Origin of the sequence: Phenylobacterium sp., from assembly GCF_041919955.1 — a bacterium.
Classification (GTDB): Bacteria; Pseudomonadota; Alphaproteobacteria; order Caulobacterales; family Caulobacteraceae; genus Phenylobacterium.
Genome location: NZ_JAYRSU010000015.1, coordinates 100,635 through 116,722, shown reverse-complemented (window position 1 = coordinate 116,722; position 16,088 = coordinate 100,635). Strand labels below are relative to the sequence as shown.

Annotated in this window: 14 protein-coding genes; 10 read left to right on the top strand and 4 right to left on the bottom strand. The window is 69.0% G+C overall.

The window, feature by feature from the left end:
• The first annotated feature begins 125 nt into the window (after nucleotides 1-125).
• Entirely contained in the window at nucleotides 126-1,721 is a 1,596-nt protein-coding gene (locus tag ACE3T2_RS13870; RefSeq protein WP_374658331.1) for a sulfatase-like hydrolase/transferase, read from the top strand.
• Between the two features lie 17 nt (nucleotides 1,722-1,738).
• Nucleotides 1,739-2,215, top strand: coding sequence for a 2,4'-dihydroxyacetophenone dioxygenase family protein (locus ACE3T2_RS13865; RefSeq protein ID WP_374658329.1), 477 nt, complete (start codon nucleotides 1,739-1,741; stop codon nucleotides 2,213-2,215).
• On the opposite strand, the gene ACE3T2_RS13860 is transcribed toward ACE3T2_RS13865, so the two are convergent.
• Both ACE3T2_RS13860 and ACE3T2_RS13855 read right to left on the bottom strand, forming a co-directional pair.
• A complete protein-coding gene (locus ACE3T2_RS13860) occupies nucleotides 2,196-3,743 on the bottom strand; it encodes an ankyrin repeat domain-containing protein (RefSeq protein WP_374658327.1) in 1,548 nt (515 codons plus the stop codon). The two genes, ACE3T2_RS13865 and ACE3T2_RS13860, sit on opposite strands and share 20 nt — an antisense overlap.
• Before the next feature lie 119 nt (nucleotides 3,744-3,862).
• Nucleotides 3,863-5,146: a TetR family transcriptional regulator gene (locus ACE3T2_RS13855; RefSeq protein ID WP_374658325.1), complete on the bottom strand. Its 1,284-nt coding sequence runs from the start codon at nucleotides 5,144-5,146 to the stop codon at nucleotides 3,863-3,865.
• Nucleotides 5,147-5,232: 86 nt separating this feature from the next.
• Here ACE3T2_RS13855 and ACE3T2_RS13850 point away from each other — a divergent pair, with 86 nt between their 5' ends.
• The 8 genes from ACE3T2_RS13850 to modA all read left to right on the top strand — a co-directional run bounded on the left by ACE3T2_RS13850 (nucleotide 5,233) and on the right by modA (nucleotide 13,617).
• Complete coding sequence (locus ACE3T2_RS13850) at nucleotides 5,233-5,856, top strand: hypothetical protein (protein WP_374658323.1); 624 nt, start codon at nucleotides 5,233-5,235, stop codon at nucleotides 5,854-5,856.
• A gap of 37 nt (nucleotides 5,857-5,893) precedes the next feature.
• Nucleotides 5,894-6,625 carry a TVP38/TMEM64 family protein gene (locus tag ACE3T2_RS13845; RefSeq protein ID WP_374658321.1) on the top strand — a complete coding sequence of 244 codons (732 nt, stop codon included), beginning with the start codon at nucleotides 5,894-5,896 and terminating at the stop codon, nucleotides 6,623-6,625.
• Between the two features lie 320 nt (nucleotides 6,626-6,945).
• On the top strand, nucleotides 6,946-8,523 hold the full coding sequence (locus tag ACE3T2_RS13840; RefSeq protein ID WP_374658319.1) for a 2-isopropylmalate synthase: 1,578 nt from the start codon (nucleotides 6,946-6,948) through the stop codon (nucleotides 8,521-8,523).
• A gap of 36 nt (nucleotides 8,524-8,559) precedes the next feature.
• Nucleotides 8,560-9,438, top strand: coding sequence for an EamA/RhaT family transporter (locus tag ACE3T2_RS13835; protein WP_374658317.1), 879 nt, complete (start codon nucleotides 8,560-8,562; stop codon nucleotides 9,436-9,438).
• 73 nt (nucleotides 9,439-9,511) lie between these two features.
• Nucleotides 9,512-11,539 (top strand): TonB-dependent receptor plug domain-containing protein, encoded by a 2,028-nt coding sequence (locus ACE3T2_RS13830; protein ID WP_374658315.1) that lies wholly within the window; start codon nucleotides 9,512-9,514, stop codon nucleotides 11,537-11,539.
• Between the two features lie 4 nt (nucleotides 11,540-11,543).
• Nucleotides 11,544-12,332 (top strand): TOBE domain-containing protein, encoded by a 789-nt coding sequence (locus ACE3T2_RS13825; RefSeq protein WP_374658314.1) that lies wholly within the window; start codon nucleotides 11,544-11,546, stop codon nucleotides 12,330-12,332.
• Nucleotides 12,333-12,340: 8 nt separating this feature from the next.
• Nucleotides 12,341-12,841, top strand: coding sequence for a molybdopterin-dependent oxidoreductase (locus ACE3T2_RS13820; protein ID WP_374658312.1), 501 nt, complete (start codon nucleotides 12,341-12,343; stop codon nucleotides 12,839-12,841).
• Between the two features lie 14 nt (nucleotides 12,842-12,855).
• Entirely contained in the window at nucleotides 12,856-13,617 is a 762-nt protein-coding gene (modA, locus tag ACE3T2_RS13815) for a molybdate ABC transporter substrate-binding protein (RefSeq protein WP_374658310.1), read from the top strand.
• 6 nt (nucleotides 13,618-13,623) lie between these two features.
• On the opposite strand, the gene ACE3T2_RS13810 is transcribed toward modA, so the two are convergent.
• Together ACE3T2_RS13810 and ACE3T2_RS13805 are read right to left on the bottom strand one after the other, a co-directional pair.
• On the bottom strand, nucleotides 13,624-13,977 hold the full coding sequence (locus ACE3T2_RS13810; protein WP_374658308.1) for a hypothetical protein: 354 nt from the start codon (nucleotides 13,975-13,977) through the stop codon (nucleotides 13,624-13,626).
• 113 nt (nucleotides 13,978-14,090) lie between these two features.
• Nucleotides 14,091-15,974 carry a methyl-accepting chemotaxis protein gene (locus tag ACE3T2_RS13805; protein ID WP_374658306.1) on the bottom strand — a complete coding sequence of 628 codons (1,884 nt, stop codon included), beginning with the start codon at nucleotides 15,972-15,974 and terminating at the stop codon, nucleotides 14,091-14,093.
• Nucleotides 15,975-16,088: the final 114 nt, after the last annotated feature.

Here is a 16,088-nt window from a genome sequence, read left to right as displayed (position 1 = left end):
CATCAACTTGCCGCAGCTTCGCGACGATCTCTTCCGGCTTGTGACGCTTCCTTGCCATCTCTCGTTCCATCCAAATGGTCCTCGGACCAACATAAGGGATGGATCACTTCCTGGGGCGCAGACCAATGCTTTACTTCTCGCCGGGCAGCGCCCACGCGCCCCTCCAGGCGCCCAAGCCCTGGATCGACCGCTTCAAGGGCCGCTACGACCAGGGCTGGGACAAGCTGCGCGAGGAGAGCTTCGCCCGTCAGAAGGCGCTGGGCGTGATCCCGCCGGACGCCGAACTGACGCCGCGCCCGCCAGAGATCCCCGCCTGGGACAGCCTGTCGGCCGACGAGCGCAAGGTCGCCGCCCGGCTGATGGAGGTCTATGCCGGCATGCTGGCCCACACCGACTATCAGGTCGGCCGGGTGATCGAGGAACTGCGCGCGCAGGGCGAACTCGACAACACCATCGTCGTCTACATCCAAGGCGACAACGGCGCCTCGGCCGAGGGCGGCCTGACGGGCACCGCCTCCGACATCGCCGGCCTCAACGGCGTGCCGTTCCCCTCGGCCCAGATCCTGGAGCGGCTCGACCACATGGGCGACCGCACGACCTCGCCGCACTATCCGGCGGGGTTCGCCTGGGCGCTGGACACGCCCTTCCAGTGGACCAAGCAGGTCGCCTCGCACTTCGGCGGCGTGCGCAACGGCATGGTGGTGTCGTGGCCGGCCGGCATCAAGGCGCGCGGCGAGCTGCGCAGCCAGTTCGCCCACGTTATCGACATCGCCCCGACCCTCTACGAGGCCATCGGCGTCACGCCGCCGTCTGAAGTGGCCGGCGCGCGCCAGCAGCCGATCGAGGGCGTCAGCCTGGCCTCCACCTTCGCCAGCGCGGGCGCGCCCGAGGTCCGCAAGACCCAGTATTTCGAGATGTTCGGCAACCGCGCGCTCTACAAGGACGGCTGGGTCGCCGCGACCCACCCGATCCGCCTGCCCTGGACCCGCCCGACCCAGCCCTTCGACGCCAACAGCTTCAAGTGGGAGCTCTACAACGTCGAGAAGGACTTCTCGCAGGCCCACGACCTGGCCGCCCAGGAACCGGCCAGGCTCAAGGCCATGCAGGCCGAGTTCATGGTCCAGGCCCGCGCCCACCAGGTCTTGCCGCTCGACCCGCGCACCCTGGAGCGCACGCCCCAGGCCCTGCGGCCCTCCACGCTGAACGGGCGCACCGAGTTCAGCTACTTCCCCGGCCCGCGCCTGCACGACAGCGCCTTCCCGGAGCTGAAGAACCGGTCCTGGAGCATGACCGCCAGCGTCGAGGTCGGCCAGGCGCCGGCCCAGGGCGTGATGGCCAGTCAGGGCGGCCATTCGGCCGGCTGGGTGCTGGCCGCCTTCGACGGCCGCCCGACCTTCATCTACAACTTCTTCGCCCTGAAGGGTCAGACCCTGCGCCTGCGCGGCGAGGCTCCGCTGACCCCAGGCCGCCACGCGGTGGCGGTGGACTTCCAGTACGACGGCGGCGGCATGGGCAAGGGGGCGACCCTGGTGCTCAAGGTCGACGGCGCGGAGGTCGCCCGCGGCCGCGCCGAATACACCGTCCCCGGCTGGTGGCCGCTGGAAGGCGTCGGCGTCGGCCGCGACGTCGGCACGCCGGTCACCGAGGACTACCGCGTCCCGTTCCCGTTCTCCGGCCGCGTCGAGCGCCTGGACGTCAAGGTCACCCCGCCGGCCGCCTGACCTGAAGGAAACCGCAGATGTTCCAATTCCAAGCCATCGACACCGGCGCGCTCAACGACGACGAGACGCCCTGGATCCCGTTCACGCCCTATGACGACAAGGTCTTCCTGAAGTACTTCAAGATCGACCCCGTCCACGGCGAGGTGGTCTCGCTGCTGCGGGCGCCGGCCGGCCACGAGATGGCCCGCCACCACCACACCGGGACCGTGATCGTCTACACCGTCCAGGGCGCCTGGAAGTACCTCGAGCACGACTGGACCTCGCGGGCCGGCGGGGTGGTCTACGAGACCGCCAGCACTCGCCACACGCCGCAGGCGCTGCCGGGCGACCAGGAGGTGATCACTTTCAACATCGTCCGCGGCGAACTGGTCTACCTCGACGACCAGGACCGTCCCCTGGCCGTGGAGAACTGGAAGACCTCGATGCAGCGCTATCTCGACTACTGCCAGGCCCACGGCCTGGAGCCCAAGGACCTCACGGCGTTCGCGGGGTAGGGGGCGCAGTCGCGGGCGTGGCGGTCGAGCGCGCGCCCAGCGCCCTCAAGGCGCCGACCACTGGAGAGGTCGGGTCGGCCGCGAGCACCCAGTCGAGCGCCGTGCGCTGGCCCGCCGGTTCGTTGATGTCCATGCCGCCGTCGATCAGCGCCTGCAAGATGTCGGTCGGCAGCGGTTCTACGCGCGCGCCTCGGGGCGCGTCATTGTCGATACTGGGCCCGATGACGGCGATGAAGGCCAAGGGCGGCGCGCCGTCTCCGGTTGAGGGCTTGGCGCCGGCGCGCAGCAGGCGACGAATGATCCGCTGATGGCGTTCGACCACGAGCTGTTCCTCCCCGCGCCAGAACCGTCGATGCGCATGCTTCACCGCAAGCCTGAGCAGGGAGCCCGAGTCTCCGTCCGCAACGGCGATCTTATTGACGTCCTCGCCGGCTGAAATGAAGGCCTCCAGGAGTTCCTCGTCCTGCGTCCGCTCGCCCAGAACGATCTCCCCCAAGGGGGAGGCGCGTCCATCCGTGTGGGCTCCCTTGGACAGTGCAAGTCTCACTGATGCCAAGTCCCCCCTGCGACCGGCCGCATAGAGCAGGTCGCTGGCGGCGGCCGGAGGTCCCCATGTGAGCAGCGTGTCGCGAACCTCGGGGCGCAGGCCGCCCTTGAGGAACAGCTCCTCGAACTCAAGGTTCGGCGATGCGAGTTTCAGGAGGTCGGCGAGCATCTCCTTGTGGCCGCCCTCGATGGCGGCGTCCAGCAGGTCGGGCAGGGCGTCGTCGATCTCGTCGGGCGTGGCGGCGCACTGAAGCGTCCTGGCGCACTCTGAACACCCAAAACGGTAGGCGAGCCAGAGCGGCATTCGCCAGTCTCCCCTGTATTCGTTGCTTGGAAACGGCTTGCCCCCGGCCTTGACGAGCGTGGTCACGATCTCGGGCCGCTTGCGGATCGTCGCCCAGGCCAGGGGCGTGAAGCCGAAGGCGTCGGTCTCCTCGACGCCATGTCGCCGCAACTGCCGTTTCACCTGGGCAGGCGTGCCGCGTCGCGCCGCTTCATGCAGATCATGCGGGGGACCTTCGACGTCGCGGATTGGCGTGGCGTATTGGTCGAGCCCGACTTCCCACTGACGCCGCTCTGGGTCGGGCGCCGCAGGCCCGCAGACGTCAGGGAACGGAAAGCCTGGCTCGTCGACGAGCGTGCGGTTGTAGGCTGGTCCGTACTCGTCGAGGCGCGCTTCGTACTCGCATGCGCCGGCAAGCTCTCTGCATGGGTCCGGCAGTTCGTCGCCGTGGACGCGGATCGCCAGGATGAACTCTTCCGGCGCGAACTGGATCGGGCCGTTGCAGTCGATCCCCATGGGATAGCGACCAAGCATCCCGACCGACCAGACGAGGCCGAAATTGCCAGCCTTGGCCGCCGCCCGGGCGTCGGCGGCCGGCCCGTCGGGACCGAACTTGATCCGCTGGGACGGCGAGGTCATCGCCGCGACAGGCTGGACCCACGCGGTGGCGGCGACGAGAAGGGCGGCGAGCAATCTCATCAACCCAGGGTGATGAGCTTGGGTGAACAAATCCACCTAAGGCCGTAGCGTCTCGCCGGTTTGTCACCCTGCTGGATGCTCGGCGCACCATAAGGCGGGGCAAGCGATCCGGATCGGTCTCAGCTCACCGAGGCCAGCGCCAGCGCCGCCTCGCGCAGGCGCTCCAGCGGCCGGGCGTCCGCCGGTTCCAGCGCCGCATCCATCAGCGCGCGGCCCTTGATCCAGATGGCGAAGTGGGCCGCGCTCTGGCGGGTCAGCTCGAATTGCGGGGGCCAGACGGCCTGGCGTCGGGCGTAGGTGCCGCCCCCTTCGGGCCCGCGTAGCAGCAGGGCCAGGTCCTGGAAGGCCGGGTCGCGCCGCGCCAGCAGGCAGATCTGGGCGATCAGCCGGGCGTACTTCACATAGAACCCCGCGTCTCCGGGCGCGCCGGGCGGGGCGAGCGCCAGGGTCGGCGCCATCAGGCGCGCCCAGGCGTCCAGGTCCTGCGGCCGCGCCTGCTCCAGCGGGCTGCGCCAGTCGAGATAGGCCGGGATCTGGCGGAACACGCTGTGCCAGATCGCCTGGGCCAGGAACGAGCGCATGTCCCCGAAGTGATAGAGGATGGTCGAGACCGAGGCGCCGGCCGCCTGGGTCACCGCCCGGTTGCTCACCGCCCCGACGCCGCCGGCCATGATCAGGTCGGCGGCGATGTCGAGCAGGCGCATGGGCATGGACCCGGGCTCGAACCGCCTGCCTGGCGGCTGCGGCGGGGTCAGGCCCTCGACCACCCAGTCCAACACCGGAGTCGGCAGCGGCGCGGCGCCCAGGGCGCGGGCGATCAGCCCCTCCAGCGTCTCGCGCAGCAAGAGGTCGTAGTCGAGCCGTTCGGCCAGGGCGCCGGCGTAGAACTCCTCCATCACCAGGTACTGGACAAACACCGGGGCCAGGCTCGCCAGCCCCTCGGCGCGGCTCAGCAGCCCCGACCAGGCCTGCGCCCGCATCCGCGCCCACGCGCGCAGCTCCTCACGCGCGGCCGCGATCGCCTCGGCGTCCGTCACGAATTCCTGCCACACCCGCGCGAACGTCGCCTGACGCGCGGCGCGCAGGGTTACATAGCGCGCCGCCACTCCGCGCAGGGTGACGTGGTCCAGCGGAACGCCGGCCGTCTCGGCGAAGAACCGCTCATGGAAAGTCGCGTCGGCCGCCATCGCCGCCTGGGCGACCGCGCTCAGCAGCCCGGCCTTGGTGTGGAACAGGTTGACGATGACCGTGGTGCTCTTGCCGATCGCCTGGGCGAGGTCGCGCATGGACAGCCCGGCCAGGCCCCGCTCGCCGATGATCGCGAACGCCGCCTCGATGGCCTGGGCGCGCGCGCCGTCCCGCCCGCCGCCTCCCGAAGCTCGCATCGCCAGCGCGTGGGTCATGGCGCCTTCAATGGCCTGCGGCAAGGGGAGGAGGCAAGCTGGCGCTTCTGCTCCATCGGTGACTTAAATCCAGTCTCGGAGGGGCCATGGACGCAGATCATGTCGAACGCTTGATCGCCGAAGCGTACAACGCACGGGGCGATGGCCTGGGCTGGCGTCTGCTTGGCGGGCGGTGGGCCACGCTCAAGACCGCAGATGTAGCGTTCCTAACACTGAATCCCGGCGGGGCGGCTGCGGAGCCTGACCGGCTCTCTTGCGAAGAGGGGTCGATCTACGTCGTCGAGAGGTGGCCGGGCTATGATGACGAGCTCGCGCCGTTGCAGCGGCAGGTGCAATGCCTGTTCCGCATGATCGGCGTTGCCCCGGACGAGGTCCTCGCCGGATATATGGTTCCCTTTCGGTCGCGGTCTTGGCGCTCGCTCAGGGATCGGGCCGGGGCGGTCGCGTTCGGGCGGGATCTGTGGTCTGAACTTCTAGCGTCACGGCGACCGCGCCTCGTCGTCACGATCAGCGGCGTCGTCTTCGAGGCGATGCGGGACATGCTCGATGGTGGCGATGTCCGGAGTCTGAACTCGGGCTGGGGTTCGGCGAGGATAAGGATGTGCGACTATCATGGAGGCCGGCTCGTCGGCCTTCCGCATCTGTCGCGCTATCGGCTCTTCAGCCGTCCGGCGTGCCGCGACGTGCTGGCAGGCGTTCTGGCGCCGTAACTTGACCCCCGCGCGCGAACAGGCGACGGGAGGGGCCATGCGCCGCATCATCCGCTTCCTCACCGAAATGGACGCCAAGGCCTGGCGCACGCTGGCCGTGTCCTTCGTGCTGTTCGGCGGGGTGGGGATCGTGTTCCTGTTCGGGGCCCAGGTGCTGGGTTTCGATGGCGAGGCGACCGTCGAGCGCTGGTTGGGCATGGCCTCGAACGGGCCGTGGGCCCTGCCGGTGGCGGTGGCGGCCTTCGCGGTCCTGGCCTTCGTCGGGGTGCCGCAGTTCGTGCTGATCGCCGCGGCGGTGGTGGCCTTCGGGGCCTGGACCGGCTTCGCCTACAGTTGGATCGGCACCATGGTCTCGTCCCTGGTCGGCTTCTACATCGGCCGCGTGGCCGGAGCCCGCAGCCTGCAGATCCTGTCGAGCCCGGGCGTGCGGCGGTTCATGGACCTGGTCGGCCGCAACGGTTTCCTGGCCAGCCTGATCGTGCGGCTGGTGCCTTCCGCGCCGTTCATCGTCGTCAACATGGCCGCCGGCGTCACTCCGATGCGGGTGCGCGACTTCTTCCTCGGCACCGCCATCGGCATCGTCCCGAAGATCGTCCTGACCGCCTTCGCCGGCAATTCGATCGTCCAGGTCCTGAAGGGGGAGGGCGGCGCCCACCTGATCTGGCTGGCCCTGATCGTCGTCGCCTGGATCGCCATCGGCTGGTTCGCGCGGCGCTGGCTGAAGACCCGCGAGGACGCCATCAGCGGGCCGCTGAAGGACGACGACTGAGCTCTGCCGGACGGTTTGTGGAATCTTCCGTCGAAAACCTGCCGATAGGTCCGGTTTTCCCGGGGGGCGCCGATGGTTTTTGAAAGGTTCTTGCGCGTTGGCGTCAAATTCCGCCGATATGCGCAAGAGTCTTGCGGGGTTGGGCAGGTTTCTGTACACAGCGGCGCATGCGTATGAAGCAAACCTGCCAACTGCTTCTTGGCCTGGGGCTTAGCCGCCCCTGGGCGACCCTTTAGGCTGCGCGACGTCGCGGCGGGGCGCTCAGGGGCTCTTCAAACCCAAAGCCCGCCCCCAGAACGCCCGCGAAAAGAGTTCGCAACATGACCCAATTTCCCGCCGCTTCCGCCCGCGATTCTCGTGATCGCGTCATCGTCTTCGACACCACCATGCGCGACGGCGAGCAATCGCCCGGCGCGTCCATGTCGCTGGAAGAAAAGCTGGAGTTGTCGAAGATCCTCGAGGACATGCGGGTCGATGTCATCGAGGCCGGTTTCCCGATCGCCTCGAACGGAGACTTCGAGGCCGTCCGCGAAATCTCGAAGATCGTCACCGAAAGCACGATCTGCGGCCTGGCCCGCGCCGGCATGGTCGACATCGAGCGCTGCGCCGAGGCGATCCGCCCGGCCAAGCGCGGCCGCATCCATACCTTCCTGTCGACCAGCCCCAGCCACCGCGACCACATCCTGAAGGCCAGCCAGGAAGACATCCTGGAGATGATCACCAAGTCGGTCGGCCACGCGCGCAACCTGTGCGGCGACGTCGAGTGGTCGGCCCAGGACGCCACCCGCACCGAGCAGGAGTTCCTGCGTCGCTGCGTCGAGGCGGCGATCAAGGCGGGCGCCAAGACAATCAACATTCCCGACACCGTCGGCTACACCTATCCATCGGAATACGCTGATATTTTCCGCGATCTGATCGAGAACGTGCCGGGCGCCGACACGGTGATCTTCTCGACCCATTGCCACAACGACCTGGGCCTGGCCGTCGCCAACAGCCTGGCCGGCGTCCAGGGCGGGGCCCGCCAGGTCGAGGTCGCCATCAACGGCATCGGCGAGCGCGCCGGCAACGCGGCGCTGGAAGAAGTGGTCATGGCCCTGAAGGTCCGCGGCGACGCGCTGCCCTTCCATACGGGCGTCGAGACCCAGCACATCACCCGCGCCAGCCGCTATGTCTCGGCCATCACCGGCTTCCCGGTGCAGTTCAACAAGGCCATCGTCGGCAAGAACGCCTTCGCCCACGAGAGCGGGATCCACCAGGACGGGATGCTGAAGGACCGCGGGACCTACGAGATCATGAGCCCGGAGACGGTCGGGCAGGGCGCGTCCAACCTGGTCATGGGCAAGCACGCCGGCCGCGCCGGCTTCCGCGAGAAGCTGAAGGAACTGGGCTACGAACTGGGCCAGAACGCCCTGAACGAAGCCTTCCAGCGCTTCAAGGACCTGGCCGACAAGAAGAAGCACGTCTTCGACGACGACATCATCGCCCTGGTCGACGACGCTCTGGCTTCGGGCGCCGACCGCATCCAGGTCAGCCACCTGCGCGTGATCGCCGGGACCGACGGCCCGCAGGAGGCCACCCTGACCGTCACGGTCGACGGCGAGGAGCGCACCGCCACAGCGACCGGCGACGGCCCCGTCGATGCGGTGTTCAACGCCATCCATGAGGTGGTGCCGCACACGGCTATCCTGCGCCTGTTCCAAGTGCACGCGGTGACCGAGGGCACCGACGCCCAGGCCCAGGTCTCCGTGCGTCTGGAGGAGGACGGCCGCATCGCCACCGGCCAGGCCGCCGACACCGACACCCTCACCGCCTCGGCCAAGGCCTATGTGAACGCCCTGAACAACCTCTTCGCCCGCAAGGAGAAGAGCGCGCCCGACGCGATCGCCAGCGGTTTCTGATCGCAGCCCCGTCTCGGCGGGGAAGCGAGCTTTCACATGCTCTGGATCATTCTGACGGCGGCGGCCGCGCCGCTGCAGGTGGCGCGCAATGCGCTGCAACGCGGCCTCGTGGGCGACGCCGGGCCTTGGGGCGCCACGCTCGTGCGCTTCCTGTTCGGCCTGCCGTTCGCCCTGCTCATCTTCAGCGTCGTCGCTCTGCTGACGCCGGACGCCGCGCCGCACCTGTCGTCGCGTTTTGCGATCGCGGTCGCCGCCGGCGCAGCCGGACAGGTCGCGGCGACCGCGGCCCTGCTGGTGGCCATGCGTCGTTCGGGCTTTGCGGTGGCGACTTTCATGCAGCAGTCGTCCCTGCCGCTCGGCGCGCTGATGGGCGTGCTGGTCGGCGACGCCCTGAGCGCCCAGGCCTGGGCCGGCGTGGCGGCGACCACCCTCGGCCTGGCCGTGCTCTCCTGGCCCAAGGCCGAGATGGACAAGGCCACCCGCCTGGGCGCGTTGTTCGGCCTGGCTTCAGGGCTCGCTTTCGGCGTGACGCTCAACGCCTATCGCCAAGCGGGCGTGGCGCTGGAGCCGGCGCACCCGATCTATGCGGCGACGGCCTCTGTCTGCGTGGCCCAGGCGCTGCAGTCGCTGGGGCTCGGAGCCTTCCTGGCGGCGACGCGGCCGGCGGCGCTGCGGGCAGTGGCCGCCTCCTGGCGTCAGTCGCTGGGTGCGGGCTTCTGCGGCGCGGCGGCCTCGGCCTGTTGGTTCGCTGCGCTGGCCATGGCGCCGGCCGGCGCGGTGCGCGCGGTCGGGGTTGTCGAGGCGCCCATCGCCGCGGCGGCGGGCCGACGGCTCTTCAAGGAGAGGATGACGCTGCGCCAGATGATCGGCGGGGCGGTGACCGCGTGTGGCGTGGTGGTCACCGCGCTGGGTTAGGCGCAACTGCGCCTTGGCGAGGCCGGAAGAGTCGCGTTATGAAGTGTACCTTTATAACGACGTGGGTCCTCACTTGCGACGTCTGGCCTTCCTCCTCGCCATCGCCGCCCCGATGGCCGCCCACGCCCAGTCGGCGGACGACGCCTATACCTTAGGCGAACTGCAAGTGACCGCCCGCGCCCGCGGCGGCGAGTTGATCGGCGGCAGCGTCGTTGGGGCCGAGGACCTGCGCAGGTTCGACAAGTCCAGCGTGGACCGCGCCCTCGACCTCGTGCCGGGCGCGGCGGCCGGCAATTCCGGCGGCTCGCGCAACGAGCGGCTGGTCTTTGTGCGCGGCTTCGACCGCTTCCAGACGACGCTGTCCATCGACGGCGTGCGGGTCTTCCTGCCGGCCGACAACCGGATCGACTTCGCCCGCTTCCTGACCGCCGATCTCTCGCAGATCCAAGTCTCCAAAGGCTATGTCTCGGTGCTGGACGGCCCCGGCGGCCTGGGCGGGGCCATCAACCTCGTCACCCGAAAGCCGACCAGCGCCCTGGATGGCGAGATCCGGGTGAACGCCGCCATCGACAGCGCCGGAGCCCTCAGCGGCCACACCATCTCGGGCCTGATCGGTACGCGGCGGGACAGGGTCTACCTCCAGCTCAGCGGCGCGCGCTCCGAGCGTGACCACTTCCGCCTGTCGGACGACTTCAAGCCGACGGCCCTGGAAAACGGCGGCGAGCGCGAGCACTCGGACACCGAGGACTGGCGGATCAACCTCAAGGCCGGCTTGACGCCCAACGACACCGACGAGTACTCGCTGAACTACATCCGCCAGGAGGGCCGCAAGAACGCGCCCTATCACGTGAGCGACACGGCCAGCACCCGGTTCTGGGACTGGCCCTACTGGAACATCGAGAGCCTGGCCTTCCTGTCGCACACGAAGATCGCCGAAGGCGCCTATCTGCGCACCCGGCTCTATCGAAACACTTTCGAGAACGGCCTCTTCGCCTACGACAACGCCCGCCAGAACAGCCAGACCTTGGGGCGCGCCTTCCGCTCGCCCTACGAGGACGAGGCCTTCGGCGGCAATGTCGAGCTGGGCGTGGACATCGGCTCGGCCAACACGCTGAAGGTCGCCGCCTACTACCGGAAAGACCGTCACGTCGAGTGGCAGCAGACCTTCGCCCCGGCCCTGATCGAGCCACGCCAGACCACGACCGAGGCCACCGGCTCGTTCGCGGTCGAGAACACATTCAAGGCGGGGGGCAATCTCGACCTGGTGTTCGGCGCCTCGTACGACTGGCGCCGTCTGATCCGGGCCGAGGATTTCAATTCCGGCCAGTTCGTCTACTACCCGCTGACCGACGACGACGCCTGGAACTGGCAGGCAGCGGCCCTCTGGCGGTTGTCGGACGCCAGCGCCCTGCACGCCAGCGTCTCCTCGCGCTCGCGCTTCCCGACCCTGTTCGAGCGCTTCAGTTCGCGGTTCGGCGCGGCGACGCCCAATCCGAACCTGAAGGCCGAGCGGGCGACCAGCTTCGAGGTGGGCGGCCAGACCCGGCTGAACCGCCTCGAGCTCTCGGGCGCGCTGTTCTATAGCGACATCCAGGACGCCCTGATCCAGATCCCGGTGGCGCTGGGGCCGCCCTTCGGCACGGTCAACCAGACCAAGAACGCGGGCGACGGCGAGTACTACGGCGGGGAGCTGTCGTTCACCGCCGGCCTGACCGACCGCGTGCGGCTGGGCGGCGCCTATAGCTATATCCACCGCGAGCTGAAGGACCCGACCAATGCGGCCTTCCGGCCGAGCGGCGTTCCGGACCATAAGCTGTTCGCCTATGTCGACTGGAGGGTGGCCGATACGATCCGTGTCACGCCCAGCGTCGAGGCGGCCAGCAAGCGCTGGACCGTAACCTCCAGTTCGCTGATCAACCCGCCGCGCTACTACAGGACCGGCGACTACCTGCTGGCCAACCTCTCGCTCGCGTGGGCGGTGACCGACAAGGTCGACGTGATCGTCGGCGGGCGTAACCTGCTGGACAAGGACCACCAGCTGGTCGACGGCTTCCCGGAGGAGGGGCGCAGCTTCTTCGTCGACCTTCGAATGAGGCTTTGATCGCATGAGCGCCGACGGTCACCTGGACGCGGCCTTCTTCCTGCGGCGCGGCGCGAGCCGGGTCGGGGCCGAGCGCATCGCGCTGCTGAAGGCGGTGGCCGAGCTCGGCTCGATCAGCGCGGCGGCCAGGCAACTGGGCCTCAGCTACAAGGGCGCGTGGGACGGGGTCCAGGCGCTGAACAACCTGTTCGACGCCCCGCTGGTCGAGGCCCAGCCGGGCGGCCGCTCGGGCGGCGTTGCGGCGGTGACCGCCCGCGGCCACGCGGTGATCGAGGCCTTCCGGAAGGTCGAGGCCGAGCTGGGCGACACCTTGGCGCGGCTACAGGCGCGGCTGGACGGCGAAATCGGCGACCTCTTCTGGAGCCTGGGCATGAAGACGAGCGCACGCAACGCCCTGCGCGGGGTGGTGAGCGCCATCACCGACGGCGCGGTCAACACCGAGGTGGCCCTGAAGGTGGCCGATGGCGTCGACATCGTCGCCGTCGTCACCCGCCAGAGCGTCGCCGACCTGGATCTGGCGGTCGGCAAGCCGGCCGTGGCCCTGATCAAGTCGAGCTTCGTGGTCCTGGCCAAGGGGGAGGGGTTGGTCACCTCGGCCCGCAACCAGCTCGCCGGGACAGTGCTGACGCGCGAGGACGGAGCCGTCTCCAGCGAGATCCTCCTGTCGCTGGCCGGCGGCAAGACCCTGACCGCGACCATCACCAAGGAAAGCGCCGTGGCCATGGGGCTGGCGGTCGGCGAACCGGCCACCGCCCTGGTCAAGGCGCCGCACGTCATCCTCGCCGTGGAGTAGGAGTTCAGATGAAGTTCGTTCTCGCCGCCGTCCTCACGACGCTGGCCGGGCCGGCCCTGGCCCAGAGCATCGCCCTGCACGGCCCCGACGGCCAGGCCGCGACCCTCAGCGCCGCGGATCTGGCGGCCCTCCCGCATGTCTCGGTCACGGCGACCCAGCACGGCAAGACCTCGACCTTCGACGGCGTGCCGCTGGGCGACATCGTCGCCAAGGTTGGCGCTGCCCAGGGCAAGGCCGTCCACGGCCCCGAATTGGCCACCGTCATCCGCATCACCGCCAAGGACGGCTATCAGGTCGTGCTGGGCCTGGCCGAGACCGATCCCGCCACCCGCGCCGGCAAGGTGATCCTGGCCGACCGCGCCGACGGCGCCCCGCTGAAGGCTGAGGACGGGCCCTTCCGGATCGTGGTCTCGGACGATCTGCGGCCCGCCCGCTCGGCCCGCATGGTCGAGAAGATCGAAGTCATCCGCCTTTCCAACGCCAAAGCCGCCGCTGCGGCCCATCACTAGTGGAGACACGGGACATGAAGCTCCTCCGCTGGATCGCGGCCCTGGCCGCCGCCGCCCTGATGAGCGGGGCGGCCCGCGCCGAGACGGTCACCGTCTTCGCCGCCGCATCGCTGAAGAACGCGCTCGACGAGGTCGGCGCGGCCTACGCCAAGACCGGGGGAGAGGCTCGCTTCTCCTACGCGGCCTCGTCCGCTATCGCGCGGCAGATCGAGCAGGGCGCGCCGGCCGACGTCTACGTCTCGGCCGACAGCGATTGGATGAGCTATCTGGCCGAGCGCAAGCTGATCGTGGCGGCCAGCCGGCGCGATCTGCTGACCAACCGGCTGGCGCTGATCGCTCCCGCCGACTCCAGGACGGCGATCCGGATCGGCAAGGGCATGCCCCTGGCCAAGGCCTTGGGCTCCGGGCGTTTGGCCCTGGCCGGACCCGATGTGCCGGCCGGCAAGTACGCCAAGGCCTCGCTGACGGCGCTAGGGGTCTGGGACGGGGTCTCTGGCAAGCTCGCCCAGGCTGAGAACGTGCGCACGGCGCTGCAGTACGTGGCGCGCGGCGAGAGCCCCCTGGGGATCGTCTACGACACCGACGCCAAGGTGGAGCCCAGGGTGCGGATCGTCGGTCTGTTCCCCGACGCGACCCATCCGAGGATCGTCTATCCGGCCGCCGTCGTCGCCGCCTCGAAGAACCCCGATGCGGTGAAATTCCTGACCTATATGAGCAGCCCTGCGGCAGCGGCGATCTTTCAGAAGTACGGCTTCAAGGTTCTGCCGCGGCGCTGAAGAGGCCTACCGCGCCTTGCGCTTGGCCAGGGACATCGGGGCGAGGGCGGCGATCACGCCGCCCAGATTGGCGGCAAGATCCTTTAGCTGGAATGTGCCCGACACCCAACCCATGGCCTGGGCGGTCTCGAGCCCGACGCCGAGGGCGATGAAGACCCCGCCGATGGCCCAGGGCTTCACCTTGGGCAGGGCGAGGATCGAGAGCACGGTGAGCAGGTAGCCGTAGATGACGTGCATCACCGCGTCGTGCGGCGGCGCCCATCTGGCGGCGTCGTACAGCGGGTCGAGCGCGCCCTGCAGGCACACCAGCAGGACGGCGAGGAGGGCGATGCGCCCGGCCCAGGTGAGGATGTTCTGCATGCACCGCTCCTAGCGCGCTTCGGGCGCGCCATGCGAGCTGAGCCGTTCGCCTTCAAAAAGAAAAACCCCGGCCGCGAGGACCGGGGTTTGTCGAATGTCGGTGGAGCCGGCGGTCAGAACTCCTGCCAGTCGTCGACCTTGGCGGCGGCCGAGCCGCGGACGGCCCGCCCGAGCCGCGCCTGGGCCGCGTGCACCGGATTGCTGCTTCTCGCCGGCGGAACCGCCGCCGCCCCGACCTTGAACTGGGCCATGAGCCCGGCCAGGGTCTCGGCTTCCCGCGCCAGGGCGTGGCTGGCGGCGGTGCTTTCCTCGACCATTGCGGCGTTCTGCTGCGTCGCCTGGTCCATCTGGTTTACGGCCACGTTGATCTGGTTGAGACCCGTGGCCTGTTCCTGGGCGCTGGCGGCGATCTCGGCGACCACGCGGTTGATGTGGGCGACCTGGCCGACGATCCGCTCCAGCGCCTGGCCGGTCTGGGCGACCAGGTTCGCGCCGCTGTTCACCTGGCCGGTGGAGGCGGTGATCAGCGCCTCGATTTCCTTGGCCGCTTCGGCCGACCGCTGAGCCAGGGCCCGCACTTCCGAAGCGACGACCGCAAAGCCCTTGCCGGCGTCGCCGGCCCGGGCCGCTTCCACCCCGGCGTTCAGGGCCAGGAGGTTGGTCTGGAACGCGATCTCGTCGATCACCGTGATGATCTGGGTGATCTGCTTGGACGAGGCCTCGATCTCGCTCATGGCGGCGATGGCGCGATTGACCACCTCTCCGCCGCCTTCAGCGTCGACCTTGGCTGCGGCGACCACCCGGTGGGCGTCGTTGGCGCCCTCGGCGGTCTTCTTGACGGTTGCGGTCAGCTCTTCGAGCGCGGCGGCGGTCTCCTCCAGGCCCGCGGCCTGCTGCTCGGTGCGACGCGCCAGATCGTCGGAGGCGGTGGTGATCTCGCGGCTGCCGTTCTTGATGCCGTCGGCGTTGCCGACGATCACGACCATGGTTTCCTGCAGCTTGCTCATGGCGCCGTTGAAGTCGTTGCGCAGCTTTTCGTACTGCATCGGCAGGTCGTCCTTGACGCGGTAGGTCAGGTCGCCGTCGGCCAGCTTCTCCAGGGCCGCGCCGAAGGAGCGGACCACCAGGCCCTGTTCGCCGGCGATGGCCGCCTCGCTGGCGGCTTGGCGGTCGCGCTCGGCGCGCGCCTTGGCTTCGACGATTTCGGCGTCGGCCTTGATCTTGGCGATGGCCGCGTCGCGGAAGACGGCGACCGCGCCGGCCATCTCGCCCAGTTCGTCCTGGCGGCCGGCGGCGGGGATCTGGATCTCGTTGTCCCCGCCCGCCAACCGCCGCATGGCGGCGGTCATGGCCTGAAGCGGAGTGGAGACCTTGCTGGTGACGATGAAGCAGGCGAAGGCGGTCAAGCCTGCGGCGGCCAAGGCGATGAGCGCCATGATCACCATGAAGAAGGTGTGCGTCTTGCCGGCCTTGGCGCCGTCCTCACGTGCGACGCGGGTCTGCAGGTCGACCAGGGCGCCGACATTGGCCGTCACCGGGTCGATGGCGGGGTAGAGCTCGCCCTCCACGAAGGCCTGCAGCGCGGCGGCGTCGCCGGACTTCAGTACGCTCTCCAGTTTGGCGACGGCGGCGTTGGCCTTGGGCATGCCCTCGGCCACCTTGGAGGCCAGGGCGTCTTCCTCGGCAGTCATGGCCGTCGCCTTGTAGGCGGCCCAGTTCTCGTCGACCGAGGCGCGGGCGGCGGCGACGCTCTGGAGGGCCTGTGCGTGGCTCAGGCTGCCGGCGCGCGCCTTGTGGGCCGTGTCGACGATGTTGACGGCATAGAGGTCGCTTACCGCCTTCAGTCGCTGCATCGGTTCAAGCCGATCGACGATGATCGAGTGCATGCTGCGGCTGGCGCTGTCGGAGGCCAGCCAGCCGCATAGGCCGATCGCCAGCATTCCTGCCGCCAGGACGCCAAGACAGGCCAGCAAGCGGGCCTTGATCGTCAAACGCATCCGTCTATCCCTGTATTGGTTGTGGAAGTATATTTCACAACCTTTTGGTTTATGTGCCCCGGTATTCCACGCTTAGCTGGGGCGGTCAGGGTTAACGAAGTGCGAAATCCTAAA